Source organism: Escherichia sp. WS338 (assembly GCF_046486405.1).
Lineage (GTDB): Bacteria > Pseudomonadota > Gammaproteobacteria > Enterobacterales > Enterobacteriaceae > Escherichia > Escherichia coli.
This window is the reverse complement of record NZ_JBJQLL010000008.1, coordinates 14,371-35,976: the sequence shown is the minus strand read 5'-3', so window position 1 is coordinate 35,976 and position 21,606 is coordinate 14,371. Positions and strand designations below refer to the sequence as shown.

Below are 21,606 nucleotides of genomic sequence, written 5' to 3'. Positions count from 1 at the left end.
GTAAGGATGGTCTTAACACTGAATCTTTACGGCTGGGTTAGCCCCGCGCACGTAGTTCGCAGGACGCGGGTGACGTAACGGCACAAGAAACGCTAGCTGGCCAGTCATCGACAACTTTATGGAAGGAGTAACACTATGGCTTATAAACACATTCTCATCGCGGTCGATCTCTCCCCGGAAAGCAAAGTTCTGGTAGAGAAAGCAGTCTCTATGGCTCGCCCCTACAATGCGAAAGTTTCTCTGATCCACGTAGATGTAAACTACTCTGACCTATACACCGGGCTTATTGATGTGAATCTGGGTGATATGCAGAAACGCATCTCTGAAGAGACACATCATGCGCTGACCGAGCTTTCCACTAATGCAGGCTACCCAATCACTGAAACCCTGAGCGGCAGCGGCGACCTGGGCCAGGTTCTGGTCGATGCAATCAAGAAATACGATATGGATTTGGTGGTTTGTGGTCACCACCAGGACTTCTGGAGCAAACTGATGTCTTCCGCACGTCAGCTGATCAACACCGTTCACGTTGATATGCTGATTGTTCCGCTGCGCGACGAAGAAGAATAATCTTCCCTCTACGACGTGTTCCTGAACGCCCGCATATGCGGGCGTTTTGCTTTTTGGCGCGCCTTGTTACCTTGCAGCGTAAACACCTTATCTGGCCACGGTCTGCGTACGCAATCAAAATCCCCTGCCAATACAACATTTAACACCATCATATTTTCCATCATTAGTGTGATCAGCTGGTTATTTTCTGTTGTAATAGTGTATTAATCTATTCACCGCATCAATATTAAGAATCTCTGACAGATGTAAACTTTTTCGCGCGTTATCCCTTACGCGTTCATACTTTTCAGGATGGTATTGGAAGGTTAATAAATATGAATACAACAACACCCATGGGGATGCTGCAGCAACCTCGCCCATTTTTCATGATCTTTTTTGTCGAGTTATGGGAGCGATTCGGCTACTACGGCGTGCAGGGCGTACTGGCGGTTTTCTTCGTTAAGCAGCTTGGATTCTCGCAAGAACAGGCTTTTGTCACTTTTGGTGCTTTTGCTGCGCTGGTCTATGGCCTCATTTCCATTGGCGGCTATGTCGGCGACCACCTGCTGGGGACCAAACGCACCATTGTCCTCGGAGCACTTGTGCTGGCGATTGGCTACTTCATGACCGGCCTGTCGCTACTTAAGCCTGACCTGATTTTCATCGCCCTGGGGACTATCGCTGTCGGTAACGGCCTGTTTAAAGCTAACCCAGCCAGCTTGCTTTCGAAGTGCTATCCGCCGAAAGATCCGCGGCTTGATGGCGCATTTACCCTGTTCTATATGTCGATCAACATCGGCTCGTTGATAGCGTTATCGCTGGCCCCTGTGATCGCTGATAGATTCGGCTATTCAGTCACCTACAACCTGTGCGGTGCGGGATTAATTATCGCGCTATTGGTTTACATCGCCTGTCGCGGAATGGTGAAAGACATTGGTTCTGAACCCGACTTCCGGCCGATGAGCTTCAGCAAACTGTTGTACGTGTTACTTGGCAGCGTGGTGATGATCTTCGTCTGTGCATGGCTGATGCACAACGTAGAAGTCGCCAATCTGGTGCTGATTGTTCTCTCCATCGTCGTCACCATCATTTTCTTTCGTCAGGCATTCAAGCTGGATAAAACCGGGCGCAATAAAATGTTTGTCGCCTTTGTCCTGATGCTCGAAGCGGTGGTGTTTTACATTCTCTACGCCCAGATGCCAACGTCGCTGAACTTCTTTGCCATCAACAACGTGCATCATGAAATTCTCGGCTTTTCCATCAACCCGGTCAGCTTCCAGGCGCTTAACCCGTTCTGGGTGGTACTCGCCAGCCCAATACTGGCAGGCATTTACACGCATCTGGGTAACAAAGGCAAAGACCTCTCGATGCCGATGAAATTTACTCTCGGCATGTTTATGTGCTCGCTGGGCTTTCTTACAGCCGCCGCTGCGGGAATGTGGTTTGCGGATGCACAAGGACTGACATCGCCGTGGTTTATCGTGCTGGTTTACTTGTTCCAGAGCCTGGGTGAATTGTTTATTAGCGCCCTGGGTCTGGCGATGATTGCTGCCCTGGTGCCGCAGCATTTGATGGGCTTTATTCTCGGGATGTGGTTCCTGACGCAGGCTGCCGCGTTCTTGCTGGGCGGCTATGTGGCAACATTTACCGCAGTACCAGACAACATTACCGATCCGCTTGAGACGTTGCCCGTCTATACCAACGTGTTTGGTAAGATTGGCCTGGTTACGCTGGGCGTTGCGGTGGTGATGCTGCTGATGGTGCCGTGGCTGAAACGCATGATTGCGACGCCCGAAAGCCATTAATTATTCTTGCAGAAAGCAGGGTAGCGATAACGCTACCCTGCTTTACTTTTACACCGGCGTTCCGGCATAAATATCAAAGCGATGCCCTTTGGTCACTACCGCGTTTGGCGTGGCGACATTCGCCAGCGGCGGCGCGTAGTCCGGGCGCTTTACCACCACGCGTTTGGTCGCCAGCAAGCGTGCAGGCTCCAGCAATCCATCGGCATCAAGATCCGGCCCCACCAGCGACTGAAAGACACGCATCTCTTTTTTCACCAACGCGCTTTTCTGCTTATGCGGGAACATCGGATCGAGATAGACCACCTGCGGGCGCGGAGTAATATCGGTCAGCGCCGTCAGGCTGGAAGCGTGAATTAACTGCAACCGCTCCTGCAACCAGCCGCCGATTTCCGCATCCGCATAACCACGCGCCAGGCCGTCGTCGAGCAATGCAGCAACCACCGGATTACGCTCCAGCATCCGCACGCGGCAGCCGACCGAAGCCAGCACAAAGGCATCGCGCCCCAGCCCTGCGGTGGCGTCCACCACATCCGGCAAATAATCGCCTTTAATGCCCACCGCTTTCGCCACCGCCTCTCCGCGACCACCGCCGAATTTGCGTCGGTGCGCCATCGCCCCGCCAACAAAATCAACAAAGATGCCGCCCAGCTTCGGCTCATCACGCTTGCGCAGTTCCAAGTGCTCCGGTGTTAACACCAGCGCCATCAGGTTGTCTTCATCGTGCTCCAGCCCCCAGCGGGCCGCCAGAACAGATAAGGCGCCGTCTCCGGCGCCTGTTTCATCAATTAAGCAGATTTTCACTGAATGTTCAGCCCTTAATGCCGTAATGCTCCAGCATCGCATCCAGCTGTGGTTCACGACCACGGAAGCGTTTGAACAGCTCCATCGGCTCTTCTGAACCGCCACGGCTCAGAATGTTGTCGAGGAACGACTGCCCAGTTTCACGGTTGAAAATGCCCTCTTCCTCAAAACGCGAGAAGGCATCTGCCGCCAGCACGTCGGCCCACAGGTAGCTGTAGTAACCTGCGGCATAACCACCGGCGAAAATATGGCTGAAAGCGTGCGGGAAACGGCCCCAGGATGGAGACGGTACTACGGCAACCAGTTTCTTGATTTCTGCCAGAGTTTCGAGGATTTTCGCTCCCTGATCCGGGCGGAACTCGGCATGGAGGCGGAAATCAAACAGGCCGAACTCCAGTTGGCGCAGAATAAACAGCGCCGCCTGGTAGTTCTTAGCCGCCAGCATTTTATCCAGCAGCTCCTTCGGCAGCGGTTCGCCGGTTTCATAGTGACCGGAGATAAACGCCAGCGCCTCAGGCTCCCAGCACCAGTTTTCCATAAACTGACTCGGCAGTTCGACCGCATCCCACGGCACCCCGCTGATACCAGATACACCAGCAGTTTCAATGCGGGTCAGCATATGGTGCAGGCCGTGACCGAATTCATGGAACAGGGTGATCACTTCGTCATGGGTAAACAGTGCCGGTTTACCATTTACCGGGCGGTTGAAGTTACAGGTCAGATACGCGACCGGTTTTTGCAGCGAACCGTCGGCTTTACGCATCTGGCCTACGCAGTCATCCATCCACGCCCCGCCGCGCTTGTTTTCACGGGCATACAGGTCGAGGTAGAAGCTGCCGCGCAGTTCGTTGTTCTCGTCATACAGTTCGAAGAAACGTACATCCGGATGCCAGACATCAACATCTTTACGCTCTTTAGCGGTGATGCCGTAAATACGTTTCACCACTTCAAACAAGCCGTTAACCGCTTTGTTTTCCGGGAAGTACGGACGCAGCTGTTCGTCACTGATGCTGTAGAGATGCTGTTTTTGTTTTTCGCTGTAGTAAGCGATATCCCACGGCTGCAACTCATCGACGCCAAATTCGGCTTTAGCGAAGGCACGCAGTTGCGCCAGCTCTTTTTCACCTTGCGGACGCGCGCGTTTTGCCAGATCGGTTAAGAAATCAAGCACCTGCTGCGGATTTTCTGCCATTTTAGTGGCAAGGGATTTAAAGGCGTAGTTTTCAAAACCCAGCAGTTGCGCCAGTTCGTGACGCAGCGCGAGGATCTCTTCCATCACCTTGCTGTTGTCCCACTTACCGGCGTTCGGGCCTTGATCGGAAGCGCGGGTGCTGTAAGCACGATACATCTCTTCACGCAAGGCCTGGTTGTCGCAGTAAGTCATTACCGGCAAGTAGCTTGGGATATCCAGCGTCAGCAAATAACCTTCCAGCTCTTTCGCTTCAGCCTGGGCTTTTGCCGCAGCCAGTGCGCTTTCTGGCATTCCTGCCAGTTCCGCTTCGTCGGTAACGAGTTTGGTCCAGCCCATTGTCGCATCGAGGACGTTGTTGCTGTACTGGTTGCCCAGCTCGGAAAGACGGGTGGCAATCTCACCGTAGCGTTGTTGTTTCTCTTTTGGCAGACCGATGCCAGAGAGTTCGAAGTCGCGCAGTGCGTTATCAACCGCTTTTTTCTGCGCCGTGTTCAGCGTGGCGTAATGATCGCCATCGCGCAGGTCGCGATACGCTTTATACAGCCCTTCATGTTGCCCTACCCAGGTGCTGTATTCTGACAGCAGCGGCAGGGTTTGTTCGTACGCTTCACGCAGTTCCGGGCTATTTTTCACCGAGTTCAGGTGGCTGACCGGGGAGAAGATACGCCCCAGCACATCGTCTACTTCTGCCAACGGCTGGCAGAGATTTTCCCAGGTGTACGGTGCCCCTTGCGCTACTACGCGCTCCACGTTTTCGCGGCAGTCATTCAGCGCCTTAGTCACGGCTGGAACGACATGTTCCGGGAGAATTTTAGAAAACGGAGGCAATTCAAAGGGAGTCAGTAACGGATTCGTCATTAGCGCAGTCCTGGTTAAAGAGGTTAAGGAAGCGCTCAACAGGCGCTTTACATAATGTGTGTAGCATGGGGTTAAGTGTAGTGAATTTCAATGAGAAACGTTACGCTTTCGCGGCGGCGGCCTCTTTTCGGTATACTGTCCTGATAGGCTTTTGTGCGCCCCGAATACGGGCCGATTTTTACTTACCGGAACACCTTTACCCATGCTCAGTTATCGCCACAGCTTTCACGCTGGCAACCACGCCGACGTCCTTAAACATACCGTTCAGAGCCTGATCATCGAGTCGCTGAAAGAGAAAGATAAACCGTTTCTCTATCTCGACACCCACGCAGGGGCCGGGCGTTATCAGTTAAGCAGCGAACATGCCGAGCGTACCGGCGAATATCTCGAAGGTATCGCCCGTATCTGGCAGCAGGACGATTTGCCTGCGGAGCTGGAGGCGTACATCAATGTGGTAAAACACTTCAACCGTAGCGGGCAGTTGCGTTATTACCCCGGTTCGCCGTTGATTGCTCGCCAGCTACTGCGTGAACAGGACAGCCTGCAACTGACCGAGCTGCACCCGAGCGATTACCCGTTGCTGCGTTCTGAATTTCAGAAAGACAGCCGTGCGCGCGTCGAAAAAGCCGACGGTTTCCAGCAGCTTAAGGCCAAGCTGCCGCCGGTTTCCCGCCGTGGTTTAATCCTTATCGACCCGCCGTATGAAATGAAAACCGACTATCAGGCGGTGGTCAGCGGGATAGCAGAAGGTTACAAACGTTTCGCCACTGGCACTTACGCATTGTGGTATCCAGTGGTGCTGCGCCAGCAAATTAAGCGCATGATCCACGACCTGGAAGCGACCGGCATTCGCAAAATTCTGCAAATTGAACTGGCGGTGCTGCCAGACAGCGATCGCCGTGGCATGACCGCTTCCGGCATGATTGTGATTAATCCGCCGTGGAAGCTGGAACAGCAGATGAATAACGTGCTGCCGTGGCTGCACAGCAAACTGGTTCCAGCTGGCACTGGGCACGCCACCGTAAGCTGGATCGTGCCGGAGTAATTGCAGCCATCGCTGGCACCTATTACGTCTCGCGCTACAATCGCGGTAATCAACGATAAGGACAATATGTCATGACTAAACACTATGATTACATCGCCATCGGCGGCGGCAGCGGCGGTATCGCCTCCATCAACCGCGCGGCTATGTACGGTCAGAAATGCGCGCTGATTGAAGCCAAAGAACTGGGCGGCACCTGCGTGAACGTCGGCTGCGTGCCGAAAAAAGTGATGTGGCACGCGGCGCAAATCCGTGAAGCGATCCACATGTACGGTCCGGATTATGGTTTCGATACCACTATCAATAAATTCAACTGGGAAACGTTGATCGCCAGCCGTACCGCCTATATCGACCGTATTCATACTTCCTATGAAAACGTGCTCGGTAAAAATAACGTTGATGTAATCAAAGGCTTTGCCCGCTTCGTTGATGCCAAAACGCTGGAGGTAAACGGCGAAACCATCACGGCCGATCATATTCTGATCGCCACCGGCGGTCGTCCGAGCCACCCGGATATTCCAGGCGTGGAATACGGTATTGATTCTGATGGCTTCTTCGCCCTTCCTGCTTTGCCAGAGCGCGTGGCGGTTGTTGGCGCAGGTTACATCGCCGTGGAACTGGCGGGCGTGATTAACGGCCTCGGCGCGAAAACGCATCTGTTTGTGCGTAAACATGCGCCGCTGCGCAGCTTCGACCCGATGATCTCTGAAACGCTGGTCGAAGTGATGAACGCCGAAGGCCCGCAGTTGCATACCAACGCCATCCCGAAAGCAGTAGTGAAAAATGCTGATGGTAGCCTGACGCTGGAGCTGGAAGATGGGCGCAGTGAAACGGTGGATTGCCTGATTTGGGCGATTGGTCGCGAGCCTGCCAATGACAACATCAACCTGGAAGCCGCTGGCGTTAAAACTAACGAAAAAGGCTATATCGTCGTCGATAAATATCAAAATACCAACGTTGAAGGTATTTACGCGGTGGGCGATAACACGGGGGCAGTGGAACTGACACCGGTGGCAGTTGCAGCGGGTCGCCGTCTCTCTGAACGCCTGTTTAATAACAAGCCGGATGAGCATCTGGATTACAGCAACATTCCGACCGTGGTCTTCAGCCATCCGCCGATTGGGACTGTTGGTTTAACGGAACCGCAGGCGCGCGAGCAGTACGGCGACGATCAGGTGAAAGTGTATAAATCCTCTTTCACCGCGATGTATACCGCCGTCACCACTCACCGCCAGCCGTGCCGCATGAAACTGGTATGCGTTGGACCGGAAGAGAAGATTGTCGGAATTCACGGCATTGGTTTTGGTATGGATGAAATGTTGCAGGGCTTCGCGGTGGCGCTGAAGATGGGCGCAACCAAAAAAGACTTCGACAACACGGTTGCCATTCACCCGACAGCGGCAGAAGAGTTCGTGACAATGCGTTAAATGTTAAAGGGCTAAGAGTAGTGTGCTCTTAGCCCTTAGCTACGTTTCCGCTATCAGTTCAGAAGCTGAAGCAGAAAGCGGATCAGTTCCAGCAGCGCAATTAACGCCCCAAGAACGATGATTGCTTTATCAATCACCCGTTTTCTCCATGCGATGGAGTGAGAATGCATCCGCTTACTCATCCACTGCCTGTCACGGCGCATGCCCCATTGTTAGATGTGGGCATTCTCACTCCGGCCAGAGCATCAGTTAACGGCACCACCCGTACTTCTGACCAGGACTTTGAAAGCGTTTATGCGCATTGCCAGAGTGAAAATGTCTCAGAGCTAACTGGATAATCATACAGTACTTGCGGGTTATAAAACCAGCATGTCCTTGCAATAGTTTCAGTATGGTATTAGCATTGATGCGTTAGATGATGGCTATCTCACTCCAGTCAGAGCCACCAACTCAGGGCTGGAAAGTAAAAAACCGACGCAAAGTCGGTTTTTTACATCCGGATTCGGACAAGGCCTGGTACGGCAGCGACCCGATGAAAGTATATAAATCCTCTTTCACCAACATGTATAGCAAACTGTCCCTCCGCCAGCTGAAGAAATCGCTAACGCTTGCAATGTTAGCCACTGGCTAATAGTATTGAACCGTTAGATGTGGGCATTCTCACTCCAGCCAGAGCCACCAACTCAGGGCTGGAAAGTAAAAAACCGACGCAAAGTCGGTTTTTTTACGTCCTGATTCAGACCTCCTTTCAAATGAATAGCCAACTCAAAATTCACACCTATTACCTTCCTCTGCACATACACATTCGTTAAACCATATATGTTTTTGACTTATCCGCTTCGAAGAGAGACACTACCTGCAACAATCAGGAGCGCAATATGTCATTTCTGTTACCCATCCAACTGTTCAAAATTCTTGCTGATGAAACCCGTCTGGGCATCGTTTTACTGCTCAGCGAGCTGGGAGAATTATGCGTCTGCGATCTCTGTACTGCCCTCGATCAGTCGCAGCCCAAGATATCCCGCCACCTGGCATTGCTGCGTGAAAGTGGGCTATTGCTGGATCGCAAGCAGGGTAAGTGGGTTCATTACCGCTTATCACCGCATATTCCATCATGGGCCGCGAAAATTATTGAGCAGGCCTGGCGATGCGAACAGGAAAAGGTTCAGGTGATTGTCCGCAACCTGGCTCGACAAAACTGTTCCGGAGACAGTAAGAACATTTGCAGTTAAAAATTTAGCTAAACACATATGTATTTTCGCATGTGTTTTATCCAGGAGGCATTATGTTACTGGCAGGCGCTATCTTTGTCCTGACCATTGTATTGGTTATCTGGCAGCCGAAAGGTTTAGGCATCGGCTGGAGTGCAACGCTCGGCGCGGTACTGGCGTTAGTTACGGGCGTGGTACATCCGGGTGATATTCCGGTGGTGTGGAATATCGTCTGGAACGCGACGGCTGCGTTTATTGCCGTCATTATCATCAGCCTGCTGCTGGATGAGTCCGGCTTTTTTGAATGGGCGGCGCTGCACGTCTCACGCTGGGGCAATGGACGCGGTCGCTTGCTGTTTACCTGGATTGTCCTGCTCGGTGCTGCCGTTGCAGCTCTGTTTGCCAATGATGGCGCGGCGCTGATTTTAACGCCAATTGTCATCGCCATGCTGCTGGCTTTAGGATTCAGTAAAGGCACGACGCTTGCGTTCGTGATGGCGGCCGGATTCATTGCCGATACCGCCAGCCTGCCGCTTATTGTCTCCAACCTGGTGAATATCGTTTCCGCTGATTTCTTTGGCCTCGGCTTTCGCGAATACGCCTCGGTGATGGTGCCGGTGGATATCGCCGCGATTGTTGCCACGCTGGTGATGCTACATCTCTATTTTCGCAAAGATATTCCGCAGAACTACGATATGGCGCTGCTGAAATCTCCCGCAGAAGCGATCAAAGATCCTGCTACGTTCAAAACTGGCTGGGTTGTTTTACTGCTTCTGTTGGTGGGATTTTTCGTCCTGGAACCACTCGGCATTCCGGTAAGCGCCATTGCGGCAGTGGGCGCACTGATATTATTTGTCGTCGCTAAACGCGGTCATGCGATTAATACGGGTAAAGTCCTGCGCGGTGCACCCTGGCAGATTGTCATCTTCTCGCTCGGCATGTATCTGGTGGTTTATGGCCTGCGCAATGCCGGATTAACGGAATATCTTTCTGGCGTACTCAACGTGCTGGCGGATAACGGCCTGTGGGCCGCGACGCTCGGCACCGGATTCCTCACCGCCTTCCTCTCTTCTATTATGAACAATATGCCGACGGTACTGGTTGGCGCGTTGTCCATTGATGGCGGCACGGCATCTGGCGTTATCAAAGAAGCGATGGTTTATGCCAACGTGATTGGCTGCGATTTGGGACCGAAAATTACCCCAATTGGTAGCCTGGCTACGCTACTCTGGCTGCACGTACTTTCGCAGAAGAATATGACTATCAGCTGGGGATATTACTTCCGTACAGGGATTATCATGACCCTGCCTGTGCTGTTTGTGACGCTGACTGCGCTGGCGCTACGTCTCTCTTTCACTTTGTAATGAGATATTGATATGAGCAACATTACCATTTATCACAACCCGGCCTGCGGCACGTCGCGTAATACGCTGGAGATGATCCGCAACAGCGGCACAGAACCGACCATTATCCATTATCTGGAAACTCCGCCAACGCGCGATGAACTGGTCAAACTCATTGCCGATATGGGGATTTCCGTACGCGCGCTGCTGCGTAAAAACGTCGAACCGTATGAGGAACTGGGCCTTGCGGACGATAAATTTACCGACGATCGGTTAATTGATTTTATGCTGCAACATCCTATCCTGATTAACCGTCCGATTGTGGTGACGACGCTGGGAACTCGTCTGTGCCGCCCTTCAGAAGTGGTGCTGGAAATTCTGCCAGATGCGCAAAAAGGCGCATTCTCCAAGGAAGATGGCGAGAAAGTGGTTGATGAAGCGGGTAAGCGCCTGAAATAAAGCGGCGATATCCACTGCCGATAGTTGGTAAAGTGCGCTTTGTTTATGTCGGATGCGACGCTAACGCGTCTTATCCGACCTACAAAACCGTGCTAATTCAATATATGGCATGAAATATGTAGAGCGTAACGCATCAGGCAATTTTGCTATTTACGCAGCACTCCTCGCGTAAGAATTCAATTATCGCTTCCAGCATTGCGTATTGCGAAACACACATCAGCGTCCGACTCTCACGGTTTTGTTTGACCAGCCCTACCGATACCAGTGCTGATATATGGTGACTGAGTGTGGAGCCAGGTATCCCAAGCTGCTTTTGCAACTCACCGACCGGCAAACCTTGTTCCCCCGCTTTGACCAGGTGTTTGAATATGAACAAACGGGTCGGGTGACCTAGCTCTTTCAGCGCTTTAGCAACTTCTTCCAACTGCATATGACACCCCCTTTGTCTGGTTGATATTTCGATAATACCAGAAATATCTTGATCTGAATTTCATTTCGATTATTCTGGAAATATAGATTTATTCAATGAGGTTATGTATGAGTAGTTGGCTTGCGATGCTGCAAGATGCCGCAGAGATGTTTGTGTTTCTCGCCGTCGAGCTTTCTTTGCTGTTTATAGTGATTAGTGCCGGTGTCAGCCTGATAAGACAAAAGGTGCCAGACCATAAAATCCAGCAGATGATGGGGGCAAGAAAAGGGAAAGGCTATCTCCTGGCTGCTCTGTTGGGAGCCGTCACCCCGTTCTGTAGTTGCTCGACAATCCCAATGTTACGTGGATTGTTGTCAGCGAAAGCCGGGTTCGGTCCGACTCTCACTTTTTTATTTGTTTCACCATTACTTAATCCCATTATCGTCGGACTAATGTGGGTGACCTTTGGCTGGAAAGTTACCTTGTTGTACGCGATTATCGCCGCCGGCGTCTCCGTACTTGCCAGTATTATCCTGGATTCTCTGGGATTTGAACGTCATATCATTGTCAGTAAAAGCTCATCAGCAAATTGTTGTGCTCCAGCCAAAACTTCGCCGGGGACGACATATACGCCAATAAAAGTGAGTTGCTGTAGTCCAGCGGCTAAAGCCATTGAGAAACCTGTAGTAAACTGTTGCAGTACCAAAGCTGTGGTAAGTATTAATCCCATAAAACTAGCCACCAAAGATGCGTTGCAACAGTTTAAAGATGTACTGCCATATCTTTTGTTAGGGGTATTAATAGGCTCTTTTATTTATGGCTTTATTCCCTCAGAGTGGATTGCCGCTCATGCAGGGGCAGATAATCCCTTCGCCATCCCATTGAGCGCCGTTGTCGGTATTCCGCTATATATCCGGGCAGAGGCGGTTATCCCTCTGGCATCTGTTCTGATGACAAAAGGAATGGGTCTGGGAGCATTAATGGCATTAATCATCGGCAGTGCCGGCGCAAGCCTGACGGAAGTGATATTACTTAAATCAATGTTCAGAATACCGATGATAGTTGCATTCCTGACGGTTATATTAGGTATGGCTATCTTGATGGGCTATTTGACTCAAATGCTATTTTAAATAGATGCCAGCAGTAAACTATAAGGAGCATTGTGAGTGCCTTATCCTTCTGAGTAGAAAATCATAGATAGGATAATCCTTAAAAATCACAAATAACTTAACTAATGCTTTGAGAATGATGACGGATCCGTCAGTAAGTCATCAATCGACAATCACCACGCAATCATGCTTCTCTGACATTTTATCGGAGAAGCAATGTCTCTTTGTTTCAGTGCTATCCCCCCTTTTAAAGGGCAGATTTCAGTCGCCAATACAACACATTTTTAAATACACTTTAACCTGGTTCATTATTACACATCTAAAACATCACAAAAATATCACTTCACACACTATCGGTGAACATCATAACTTTTTAAAATGAGCGCTTTTTGATAGTTGTTAACGTTTTCCTTTACGATACTATCACTGCCCTTTTTTTATACACAAATATTACCGGGTGGAAATGAAAGTGAAGTTAAAGGTAATTATATCAGGAAGATATGACGCATTGTGTTTATTTCCGCGTAGAAGAAAATCCATTCCTGCTCTAATTCTCCGATTTACAAAAATTTAGCGAAATAGATGAACAATAAGGAATGTTATGTCAATTTACTTTACCCCATGTATGATAAATACATATCACGGCGATATTTATAACCGCACAACAGATACCGACAATGTTAAAACACCAGACACACCGATGTGGCCTTGTGATAATCAGGAAGAACAGCAACCCATTAATTTTTCATTGTCTGAAGAAGGATATAACGCTGAACAATTTGATTTAGCGCAACAACAACTCCAACAAATTAATGCGTGCCACACGAACACCACATATACAAATGCAGACTACTCAAAAGTTGTGGCTCAACTTGTAAAACTTATTAATAACATTGAAACGATAAGTTCGACACCACTTACGCAACAGACACAATCAATACTTAATCAGATTAATAACATTAGATACGAAAAGAATAAAAACTCTGAATGTCGAATCATTGTTGTCGCTAATCCTAAACCCGACAAGGCAATCATAACTAAAATTAGCGTAGAAGAGGGAATGCCAGTAAGATTCAGTGTCCAAACCGTTTCTTCCGAAAATAAAAATTTTTCTGGGCAACGAACTGATTTACCAACTGATATAAAAGATATTCAAAGCTTGTACCAAAAAATGACAAGGTTGTATATTGAGCACAGTGAAAATGAAAACAGGATGAAAGTCTTTGCTGGAACCAACTTTATTGATTTCAATGTGACAGGACAGGACCTTTCCGGGTTCGTTCTAACCTTGTCAAGGTTTTATTTCGAAGATCTACTTAATATAAATTTCACTGCCGCAAATTTAGGTGACACTATTTTTTCACATAAAGAACACCCTACCCCAAAATTATATAAAGACGAACAATATCTTGACAAACAAATCGAAGGTTTATTTTCAACATTATTAACCATTAATGACAACTTTTTACGAGCAAAAGCGGAAATTGCTTCGACAATAATTAAATTCTTAGAGGCCAGGATAGCCAATATTTCATACAATGACATATTAAAATATCAGCAAGAATTCAAAAAACAATGTTATAAGCAAGTTAAAGCCTTTACGACACTCTCCCGATATAATAAAATTCAAACATGGGCAGAAATGTCTGAATATCAATTCGAAGTATTTCAATACGAGACGCTTAACCCAAAAAAAATGTCATACGCACCTTATTTAAAGAGATCGCTACCTGATGAAAAAACTATAAATTATGGGGTGGAAATAGAAACACCAACTGGCAAAAGAATTCGCTTATCAAATCATTACCAGAATATAATCCCATAATATGAACATTAGCACTTTATAATCATTGAATAAAAATAGATTTTATGTACCTTTAAAAAAAGGCTATTTTATGGGGCGATGGATACTCATGTCACGCCCCAAAACTAACAGAATTAAACTAAACAGAAGGGATATAAACATCAGACAGGTTTACGTTACTATCAGGCATATCGCCTCAGAATCAGATGAAAACTATAAAGAAATATCTATTATGGTTTTAATATTTGTTGATAAGGATAGTAACATGAACATGACAAAAGGTGCACTCATCCTCAGCCTTTCATTTTTGCTTGCCGCATGTAGTTCAATTCCGCAAAATATCAAAGGCAATAACCAACCTGATATTCAAAAAAGTTTTGTTGCTGTTCATAACCAGCCGGGGTTATATGTTGGTCAACAAGCGCGCTTTGGTGGGAAGGTTATCAACGTTATCAATGGCAAAACGGATACGTTGTTAGAAATCGCTGTATTACCGTTGGATAGCTATGCGAAGCCTGATATTGAAGCCAACTATCAGGGCCGACTGCTCGCCAGACAAAGCGGCTTCCTTGATCCAGTGAACTATCGTAATCACTTTGTTACCATCCTCGGTACCATTCAGGGTGAACAACCTGGCTTTATCAATAAAGTCCCGTATAACTTCCTGGAAGTGAATATGCAGGGCATCCAGGTGTGGCATTTGAGAGAAGTGGTTAATACCACCTATAACCTGTGGGATTACGGCTATGGTGCATTCTGGCCGGAACCGGGGTGGGGCGCGCCTTACTACACCAATGCGGTGAGTCAGGTAACACCTGAGCTGGTCAAATAACACCACCGAGAGATGCAGATGCTTTCTCAGCATCTGCATCATGCATTACATCAAATTAATACACAGCCAGCTAACTATTATTATAAGCCCTGTCCTGTTAATTACCTTTGGCAAACTGATTATAAAGTTAATGTCCGCACCAGGAGTCGGTTATGTTTCTTATAATTACCAGGGATACGATGTTCTTCACTGCGATGAAAAACATTCTGAGTAAAGGTAATGTCGTTCATATACAGAACGAAGAAGAGATCGACGTAATGTTGCATCAGCATGCCTTCGTCATTATTGATACATTAATGAATAATGTATTTCATTCTAATTTGCTCACTCAGATTGAACGATTAAAACCTGTCCATGTGATTATTTTCTCTCCCTTTAATATTAAACGCTGCCTGGGGAAAGTACCGGTGACCTTTGTTCCGCGAACTATCACCATCATCGACTTTGTCGCACTCATCAATGGCAGTTACTGCTCTGTGCCTGAAGCGGATGTGTCCCTTTCGCGCAAGCAGCATCAGGTTCTGAGCTGCATTGCGAATCAAATGACAACGGAAGATATTCTGGAGAAACTGAAAATATCGCTAAAAACGTTCTACTGCCATAAACACAATATCATGATGATCCTCAATCTTAAGCGGATCAATGAGTTGGTACGCCATCAGCATATTGATTATTTGGTGTGATCGATTGATTAATATAAAGAGGCCCAGCAATAAATAGCCAGACCTCCCGTTAATTATACGTTATGCAGTAACGACTTCCGGTATCAGCGAAGCAATTTGCTTACGCCATTGCGCTTGCTCCTGTTCGCCTTCTGTACGTTGACCATAAAGTTGCGCTATCTGCGTACCATCATGGGCAAACAATTCCAGACTGGTTACGTAGCCATCGCTGGTCGGTTTACGGGTAACCCAGGCTTCAGCAATGCTCTCTTCTAATAGATGAAGAGTAAACGTCGGGTTGAAAATATTCAGCCAACCTTTCATTGGCACCACTTTTTCTACCACACCAGTGAAAATCTGTACGCAGCCACGGTTGCCAACAAACACCATGATTTCATTGCCATCCTGCTGTGCAGATTCAAGAATTTGCGCCAACGCACTGTTGGATACTTTGCAGGCCAAATCATCTGCCACCAGATTGAACGCCTGTTGGCGCGTCAGGTTGTGGCGCTTGAGCAACGTAAAAAACTGATGAACGTCGGTCATCGCCCGCCACTCTTGCTCGACCACACTGGCATCGGCTCGCGTTTGAACAACTGGCGCATCAACGGCTTTTAACTCAAGCGGCATATTCTCATCGGCGATAAACCGTGCCAGAAGCTCACTCCATGCCGCCATATCGGTATTGTCGGTGGCATAAACTTTTAGTAATGCATCGCCCTGATGATCAAAGAACTGAATACTCTGGCGTTCGCCACGAGTCGTATTTTCTTTAATGTGAAAAACACTGGCCCATTGATTGAGAAACAGACGCAAATCCAGCGCGCGTGGATTGAGGATCAATCCGGCATGTCCGTTCAAATGCTGGTTTGTGAACGCACCAACTTGCTCATGGACTGCATATTCATTACGACAAATACATTTGGTCTCGCCAACACTTTCGAGCGCCGCCAGAATGTCACGGATATCGCCGCACATCCGCCACGCATCGTGCGTGACGCGCGCAAATGCCAGTTCTGCTTCGCTAATATTCATTAAACCTGCGATGTCACGCGCGTACTTTCCGGGATTTTGTTCTTTTAACTCAAGCCAGCGTGTGTAGTGGTTCATTGTCTCTCTTCCTTCCAGATAAATGCCCCGAAATATCGGGGCAGATGATTACCATTGATAACTCACGAAAATTTTTCCATTACGACCATCCTGTGGGATGCCTTGTGGCGACCAGTACTCTTTGTCGAAAGCGTTACCCAACACCAAAGTAGTGGTCATACCTTTGAGCGCCTGTTGTCCTTGATAACTGACGTAGAAATCATTCACGCCATAGCCTGGTTGTTTGCTGTAACTGCTGCTGATATGTGTTGAGCGATCGGCAAACGTACCAACCCACCCAACAGAGAAGCCACTGTGAGCGATCGGAATATTCAGGGTGCTGGTAACGGTATCCGGGTTAATACTGGAGATATATTCGCCGGTATCGGTGTCTTTGCCGCGGGTTCGGTTATAGGCCACATCAAGGCTAAACAGATCAGTGGTATATTTCGTCATCACATCCCAGCCCCAGATTTTGGCGTTCGGGACGTTATACGACATAGTCGTCGCCGCCGCGAAATCGACGGTCGTGGAGATGTAATCCTTCGCTTTGGTATCAAAGTAGCTGGCTTTAAATTCCAGGGCATCATTGGACAACATCAGGTCATCAAAACGCAGCCCAAAACCGTACTCCTGAGTTTCGTTAGTTTCCGGACGTAAGTTCGGGTTTGGCACCCAATAGTTGGTATAGAAGCGACCAATCGAGAAGTGCTTAGAATCGTTATACATTTCGCCCATCGTCGGGGCGCGGAATGCCTGGGCATATGAGCCAAATAACATCAGCCAGTTGGTCGGGTTGATAGTCATCCCCGCACGAGATGACCATTTGTCGGCATCAACATCTTTGTAGCCGTCGCTGCTACCGCGATAACTGTCATAGCGGGTTCCGCCAAGCAGGGTAATCGGCAGATCGCGTAAGGTGATCTCATCTTGTAGCCAGCCAGAGCTAAAATCGATTTTTGCTTGCGGGAAGCCCGTCGTCGCGCCACCCGGATGTTGTTCCTGACGATAATACTCACCGCCATATGTCAGTAAGTGAGAAGCGAAACTGTCGGCAAATAGAGTGGAACGGTTCTCCAGCCTTGCTCCTTTTGTTATCTGTTCACGATACTCGCCTGAACTCCCCGTGTTTTGCGCATTAATACGGACTTCCGACCAGTAAATTTTTGCATCTGCATTTAACCAGTCGTTGCCCTGCGGGGCGAGTTTATAAGAAAGCTGCGCATCGCGTTGAATTGTTGAACGATCAACCATCGGGTTGCTGCTTTCAGAAGCCTCAACGGCCTGCGGATTTTTTGGTTCACGCGCGTCGTTGTTGTAGTAACGCACTAAACCGCTCAGAGACTGGGCTGAATCAATTTGCCAGGTCCCTTTCGCCAGCATGTTATTAATGGACTCGTCATTCGGCGCGGTTTCACCATTGCTCTGGCGTAAATCACCCCGATCGCGACTGGACCAGGCCACAATACCATCCAGATTTTCAGTTCGCCCAAACGCGCTCGCGCCTAATCCCAGGCTATGGTCCCCCGTGCCGCCAGTACCAAAGACACGAAAACCACTGCTTTGTCCTTCCTGCAATAAATCTTTTGCATCGACCGTATCGTAGGAGATCACTCCACCCAGCGCGCCACTGCCATACAGTAATGCTGAAGGTCCGCGAACAATCTCAACACGCTTGATCAGCGCCGGATCGAGAAAAGTGCCATTCAGGTGTCCGGTATCCGTTCCCTGGCGAACACCATCGACAAGAACCAGCACGCCGCGATGATCATAGCCACGCATATTTACATCCTGACCGTTGGTTCGTCCGGTACCATCAAGAGTAATTCCAGGAACATGACGCAGCAGATCGGTGGCTGAAGTAGCCGTTTGATTTTCAGGAGCGGAAGTGTCGATGACGCTGACCATCATAGGCGCTTCGAAGGAACTACGGGCATTCCCCGTTGCCGTAACGGTCATGGTTTCAGTAGCAAAAGCAAACGTTGGCAAGGTGGCAGAAACAGCCAAAGCCAACAAACTCAAACGCAACGAGGTAAATTGCGGACGTGACATAGCGATTCTCCATGAGGAAAATAAAAAATGCTGGCTGCCTGGGTTAATACCGGGGTGGCTGGCGAAAAATAAATTTATTTAAAATTCAGAGCGATAATATTCGCCGGGTGAGTTTACAGGCGTTTATATCCCATGAAATTGCCTGGTATCTCGGCAAATACGCAAAAGCACGCCCTCTTTGTCAGGCAAACCGATATGCCCCATCAGGAGTGAAGAGCGCTGTGCGTTACCCCTTGTAAATGATATGGCTTTGTTATCCATATGGCCGTATTTTGTTAAATGCAAACGTGATAATGAGAATTATTATCGATCAATTTTTTATGATCAAGCTTTTTTTTAACCGCCATTAACACAATAAACAGGGGGTTATGAAACTTATCCTGCGCCCTGGAAACCACTTTGTTTTTATGGTTATTCCCCCATAACCTCATCACTAAACTTTGTCGTTAACAGTGATAATTTTCTCTTCTCTTTGCTCTGCAAGCCGCGATATCTCTGGGTTCTCAGCTTTTTCCCGCGCTGAAATTTAGTCGGTAACAAGAACGTTAGCTGACGAAGCATCTTGATAAAAATCAAAAATAAATACGCTTGTAACGCCGTGCGTATTGAATCGACGGTTGTATTTCATATATAACTCAAATGATAATCATGATCATTCTCAATTTGATAAGAGTTCTCATATTATGCCAAGGATCATCACCAGGCCGTTTCTTTTTTCCCCACTGACGTTATGTATTTCAGCCGTGGCCTCTGCCGCGAAGACCGCGGTAAAACGAAAAAAATTGTTTACGGCAGTACTGGCTCTTAGCTGGGCTTTTAGCGTAACGGCTGCCGAACGTATCGTGGTCGCAGGAGGATCGCTGACGGAGCTAATCTACGCGATGGGCGCTGGCGAACGCGTGGTTGGTGTCGATGAAACGACTTCTTATCCACCAGAAACCGCCAAACTGCCGCATATTGGCTACTGGAAACAACTCAGCAGCGAAGGCATTTTGTCACTTCGCCCGGATAGCGTAATTACCTGGCAGGATGCTGGACCGCAAATTGTGCTCGACCAACTGCGGGCGCAAAAAGTCAACGTCGTCACTCTGCCGCGTGTACCAGCCACCCTTGAGCAGATGTACGCCAACATTCGCCAACTGGCAAAAACGTTACAGGTTCCTGAACAAGGCGAGGCGCTGGTGACACAGATCAACCAACGCCTGGAGCGAGTACAGCAAAACGTGGCGGCCAAAAAAGCCCCGGTTAAAGCCATGTTTATTCTCTCCGCAGGCGGAAGTGCGCCACAGGTTGCCGGTAAAGGCAGCGTCGCGGACGCCATTCTTTCGCTTGCCGGAGCAGAAAACGTCGCTACCCACCAGCAGTACAAAAGCTACAGTGCAGAATCACTGATTGCGGCTAATCCAGAAGTGATTGTCGTCACCTCACAAATGGTCGATGGCGATATTAACCGGCTACGTTCTATTGCCGGAATTACCCACACTGCCGCATGGAAAAACCAGCGCATTATCACCGTTGATCAAAACCTGATTCTGGGAATGGGTCCGCGTATTGCTGATGTCGTTGAGTCTTTACACCAGCAGCTTTGGCCGCAATAAATGGATTTAAATCAGACGAATGAACACAAATAACACCCTGGATCTCACGCCACATTTTGCTTTAGACGGTGATCAGCCCTTTAAAGACAGGCGCGCCATGATGCCGTTTCGTGGGGCCATTCCGGTTGCCAAAGAGCAACTGGCACAGACCTGGCAAGAGATGATCAATCAAACGGTATCACCACGTAAGCGACTGGTTTACCTACACATTCCTTTTTGTGCGACACACTGCACGTTTTGTGGTTTTTATCAGAACCGTTTTAATGACGATGCGTGTGCTCATTATACCGACGCCCTGATTCGTGAAATAGAAATGGAAGCAGACAGCGTATTGCATCAGTCTGCCCCCATCCACGCGGTCTATTTCGGTGGCGGTACGCCTTCCGCGCTTTCAGCACACGATTTGGCCAGAATCATCACCACATTACGAGAAAAGCTGCCACTGGCCCCTGATTGTGAAATCACTATTGAAGGCCGGGTACTGAATTTTGACGCTGAGCGAATCGATGCTTGCCTTGATGCTGGAGCAAACCGCTTCTCAATTGGTATTCAGTCGTTTAACAGCAAAATCCGCAAGAAAATGGCCCGCACCTCGGATGGCCCAACCGCTATTGCGTTTATGGAAAGCCTGGTCAAACGCGACCGTGCCGCGGTGGTCTGTGACCTGCTGTTTGGTCTGCCGGGTCAGGATGCGCAAACCTGGGGAGAAGATCTGGCTATTGCCCGCGATATCGGTCTCGACGGCGTCGATCTCTATGCGCTCAATGTCCTGCCCAATACACCGCTGGGCAAAGCCGTGGAAAATGGGCGTACTACCGTGCCCTCTCCGGCAGAACGTCGCGATCTTTACCTGCAAGGGTGTGATTTTATGGACGATGCCGGTTGGCGCTGCATCAGTAACAGCCACTGGGGCCGTACCACACGCGAACGCAATCTCTATAACCTGCTGATTAAACAAGGTGCCGATTGTCTGGCCTTTGGTTCCGGAGCCGGCGGTTCGATTAATGGTTACTCCTGGATGAACGAACGCAATCTTCAGACCTGGCATGAATCCGTCGCGGCAGGCAAAAAACCGCTGATGATGATCATGCGTAACGCCGAACGTAATGCGCAATGGCGTCATACCTTGCAGTCAGGTGTTGAAACAGCGCGCGTACCGCTGGATGAACTTACACCACATGCCGAAAAACTCGCGCCGTTACTGGCTCAATGGCACCAAAAAGGCTTAAGTCGCGATGCTTCAACTTGCCTGCGGCTGACTAATGAAGGTCGTTTCTGGGCAAGCAATATTTTGCAGTCTCTTAATGAACTAATTCAGGTACTTAATGCGCCAGCGATTGTGCGTGAAAAACCATAACAGGAGT

At 48.9% G+C, this 21,606-nt stretch carries 20 protein-coding genes; 14 read left to right on the top strand and 6 right to left on the bottom strand.

Going from position 1 to position 21,606, the window contains the following annotated elements:
* Positions 1–135: 135 nt before the first annotated feature.
* Both uspA and dtpB read left to right on the top strand, forming a co-directional pair.
* Complete coding sequence (uspA, locus tag ACJHWT_RS09435) at positions 136–570, top strand: universal stress protein UspA (RefSeq protein ID WP_000323571.1); 435 nt, start codon at positions 136–138, stop codon at positions 568–570.
* A gap of 314 nt (positions 571–884) precedes the next feature.
* A complete protein-coding gene (dtpB, locus tag ACJHWT_RS09430) occupies positions 885–2,354 on the top strand; it encodes a dipeptide/tripeptide permease DtpB (protein ID WP_001098629.1) in 1,470 nt (489 codons plus the stop codon).
* 48 nt (positions 2,355–2,402) lie between these two features.
* Here the strand turns inward: dtpB and rsmJ are convergent, their stop codons facing one another.
* Positions 2,403–3,155 carry a 16S rRNA (guanine(1516)-N(2))-methyltransferase RsmJ gene (gene rsmJ, locus ACJHWT_RS09425; protein ID WP_000686608.1) on the bottom strand — a complete coding sequence of 251 codons (753 nt, stop codon included), beginning with the start codon at positions 3,153–3,155 and terminating at the stop codon, positions 2,403–2,405.
* A gap of 7 nt (positions 3,156–3,162) precedes the next feature.
* Complete coding sequence (gene prlC, locus ACJHWT_RS09420; RefSeq protein ID WP_001296496.1) at positions 3,163–5,205, bottom strand: oligopeptidase A; 2,043 nt, start codon at positions 5,203–5,205, stop codon at positions 3,163–3,165.
* Positions 5,206–5,407: 202 nt separating this feature from the next.
* Between prlC and rlmJ the strand changes: the two genes are divergently transcribed.
* Together rlmJ and gorA are read left to right on the top strand one after the other, a co-directional pair.
* Positions 5,408–6,250, top strand: a complete 843-nt coding sequence (rlmJ, locus tag ACJHWT_RS09415; RefSeq protein WP_001318090.1) for a 23S rRNA (adenine(2030)-N(6))-methyltransferase — start codon at positions 5,408–5,410, stop codon at positions 6,248–6,250.
* Between the two features lie 71 nt (positions 6,251–6,321).
* Positions 6,322–7,674, top strand: coding sequence for a glutathione-disulfide reductase (gene gorA, locus ACJHWT_RS09410; RefSeq protein ID WP_000160811.1), 1,353 nt, complete (start codon positions 6,322–6,324; stop codon positions 7,672–7,674).
* A 53-nt stretch (positions 7,675–7,727) separates the two neighbouring features.
* On the opposite strand, the gene dinQ is transcribed toward gorA, so the two are convergent.
* Positions 7,728–7,811 (bottom strand): damage-inducible type I toxin DinQ, encoded by an 84-nt coding sequence (gene dinQ, locus ACJHWT_RS09405; RefSeq protein WP_001295215.1) that lies wholly within the window; start codon positions 7,809–7,811, stop codon positions 7,728–7,730.
* Positions 7,812–8,089: 278 nt separating this feature from the next.
* Between dinQ and ACJHWT_RS09400 the strand changes: the two genes are divergently transcribed.
* The 4 genes from ACJHWT_RS09400 (at position 8,090) to arsC (ending at position 10,687) form a co-directional block, all read left to right on the top strand.
* Positions 8,090–8,305 (top strand): hypothetical protein, encoded by a 216-nt coding sequence (locus ACJHWT_RS09400; protein ID WP_000968019.1) that lies wholly within the window; start codon positions 8,090–8,092, stop codon positions 8,303–8,305.
* 247 nt (positions 8,306–8,552) lie between these two features.
* The gene (gene arsR / locus ACJHWT_RS09395; RefSeq protein WP_000008966.1) at positions 8,553–8,906 is read left to right on the top strand and encodes an As(III)-sensing metalloregulatory transcriptional repressor ArsR; all 354 of its coding nucleotides are present in this window, start codon (positions 8,553–8,555) and stop codon (positions 8,904–8,906) included.
* A 53-nt stretch (positions 8,907–8,959) separates the two neighbouring features.
* A complete protein-coding gene (gene arsB / locus ACJHWT_RS09390; protein ID WP_001318093.1) occupies positions 8,960–10,249 on the top strand; it encodes an arsenite/antimonite:H(+) antiporter ArsB in 1,290 nt (429 codons plus the stop codon).
* 12 nt (positions 10,250–10,261) lie between these two features.
* Positions 10,262–10,687: a glutaredoxin-dependent arsenate reductase gene (gene arsC / locus ACJHWT_RS09385; protein WP_000065766.1), complete on the top strand. Its 426-nt coding sequence runs from the start codon at positions 10,262–10,264 to the stop codon at positions 10,685–10,687.
* 133 nt (positions 10,688–10,820) lie between these two features.
* Here arsC and ACJHWT_RS09380 read toward each other — a convergent pair whose 3' ends face one another.
* Positions 10,821–11,117: an ArsR/SmtB family transcription factor gene (locus tag ACJHWT_RS09380; RefSeq protein ID WP_001175589.1), complete on the bottom strand. Its 297-nt coding sequence runs from the start codon at positions 11,115–11,117 to the stop codon at positions 10,821–10,823.
* Positions 11,118–11,224: 107 nt separating this feature from the next.
* On the opposite strand from ACJHWT_RS09380, the gene ACJHWT_RS09375 reads away from it, so the two are divergent.
* The 4 genes from ACJHWT_RS09375 (at position 11,225) to ACJHWT_RS09360 (ending at position 15,524) form a co-directional block, all read left to right on the top strand.
* The gene (locus ACJHWT_RS09375; protein ID WP_000100267.1) at positions 11,225–12,226 is read left to right on the top strand and encodes a permease; all 1,002 of its coding nucleotides are present in this window, start codon (positions 11,225–11,227) and stop codon (positions 12,224–12,226) included.
* Between the two features lie 580 nt (positions 12,227–12,806).
* Positions 12,807–14,030, top strand: coding sequence for a hypothetical protein (locus tag ACJHWT_RS09370; RefSeq protein ID WP_000029732.1), 1,224 nt, complete (start codon positions 12,807–12,809; stop codon positions 14,028–14,030).
* A gap of 244 nt (positions 14,031–14,274) precedes the next feature.
* Complete coding sequence (gene slp, locus ACJHWT_RS09365; protein ID WP_001057453.1) at positions 14,275–14,841, top strand: outer membrane lipoprotein Slp; 567 nt, start codon at positions 14,275–14,277, stop codon at positions 14,839–14,841.
* A gap of 152 nt (positions 14,842–14,993) precedes the next feature.
* On the top strand, positions 14,994–15,524 hold the full coding sequence (locus ACJHWT_RS09360) for a helix-turn-helix transcriptional regulator (RefSeq protein ID WP_000478615.1): 531 nt from the start codon (positions 14,994–14,996) through the stop codon (positions 15,522–15,524).
* Positions 15,525–15,584: 60 nt separating this feature from the next.
* On the opposite strand, the gene chuS is transcribed toward ACJHWT_RS09360, so the two are convergent.
* Both chuS and chuA read right to left on the bottom strand, forming a co-directional pair.
* Positions 15,585–16,613, bottom strand: a complete 1,029-nt coding sequence (gene chuS, locus ACJHWT_RS09355) for a hematinate-forming heme oxygenase ChuS (protein ID WP_001017179.1) — start codon at positions 16,611–16,613, stop codon at positions 15,585–15,587.
* 48 nt (positions 16,614–16,661) lie between these two features.
* The gene (gene chuA / locus ACJHWT_RS09350; RefSeq protein ID WP_000089581.1) at positions 16,662–18,644 is read right to left on the bottom strand and encodes a TonB-dependent heme/hemoglobin receptor ChuA/ShuA; all 1,983 of its coding nucleotides are present in this window, start codon (positions 18,642–18,644) and stop codon (positions 16,662–16,664) included.
* Positions 18,645–19,327: 683 nt separating this feature from the next.
* On the opposite strand from chuA, the gene shuT reads away from it, so the two are divergent.
* Together shuT and hutW are read left to right on the top strand one after the other, a co-directional pair.
* Positions 19,328–20,242 carry a heme ABC transporter substrate-binding protein ShuT gene (gene shuT / locus ACJHWT_RS09345; protein WP_001328192.1) on the top strand — a complete coding sequence of 305 codons (915 nt, stop codon included), beginning with the start codon at positions 19,328–19,330 and terminating at the stop codon, positions 20,240–20,242.
* Positions 20,243–20,261: 19 nt separating this feature from the next.
* Entirely contained in the window at positions 20,262–21,599 is a 1,338-nt protein-coding gene (gene hutW / locus ACJHWT_RS09340; RefSeq protein ID WP_001095621.1) for a heme anaerobic degradation radical SAM methyltransferase ChuW/HutW, read from the top strand.
* Positions 21,600–21,606: the final 7 nt, after the last annotated feature.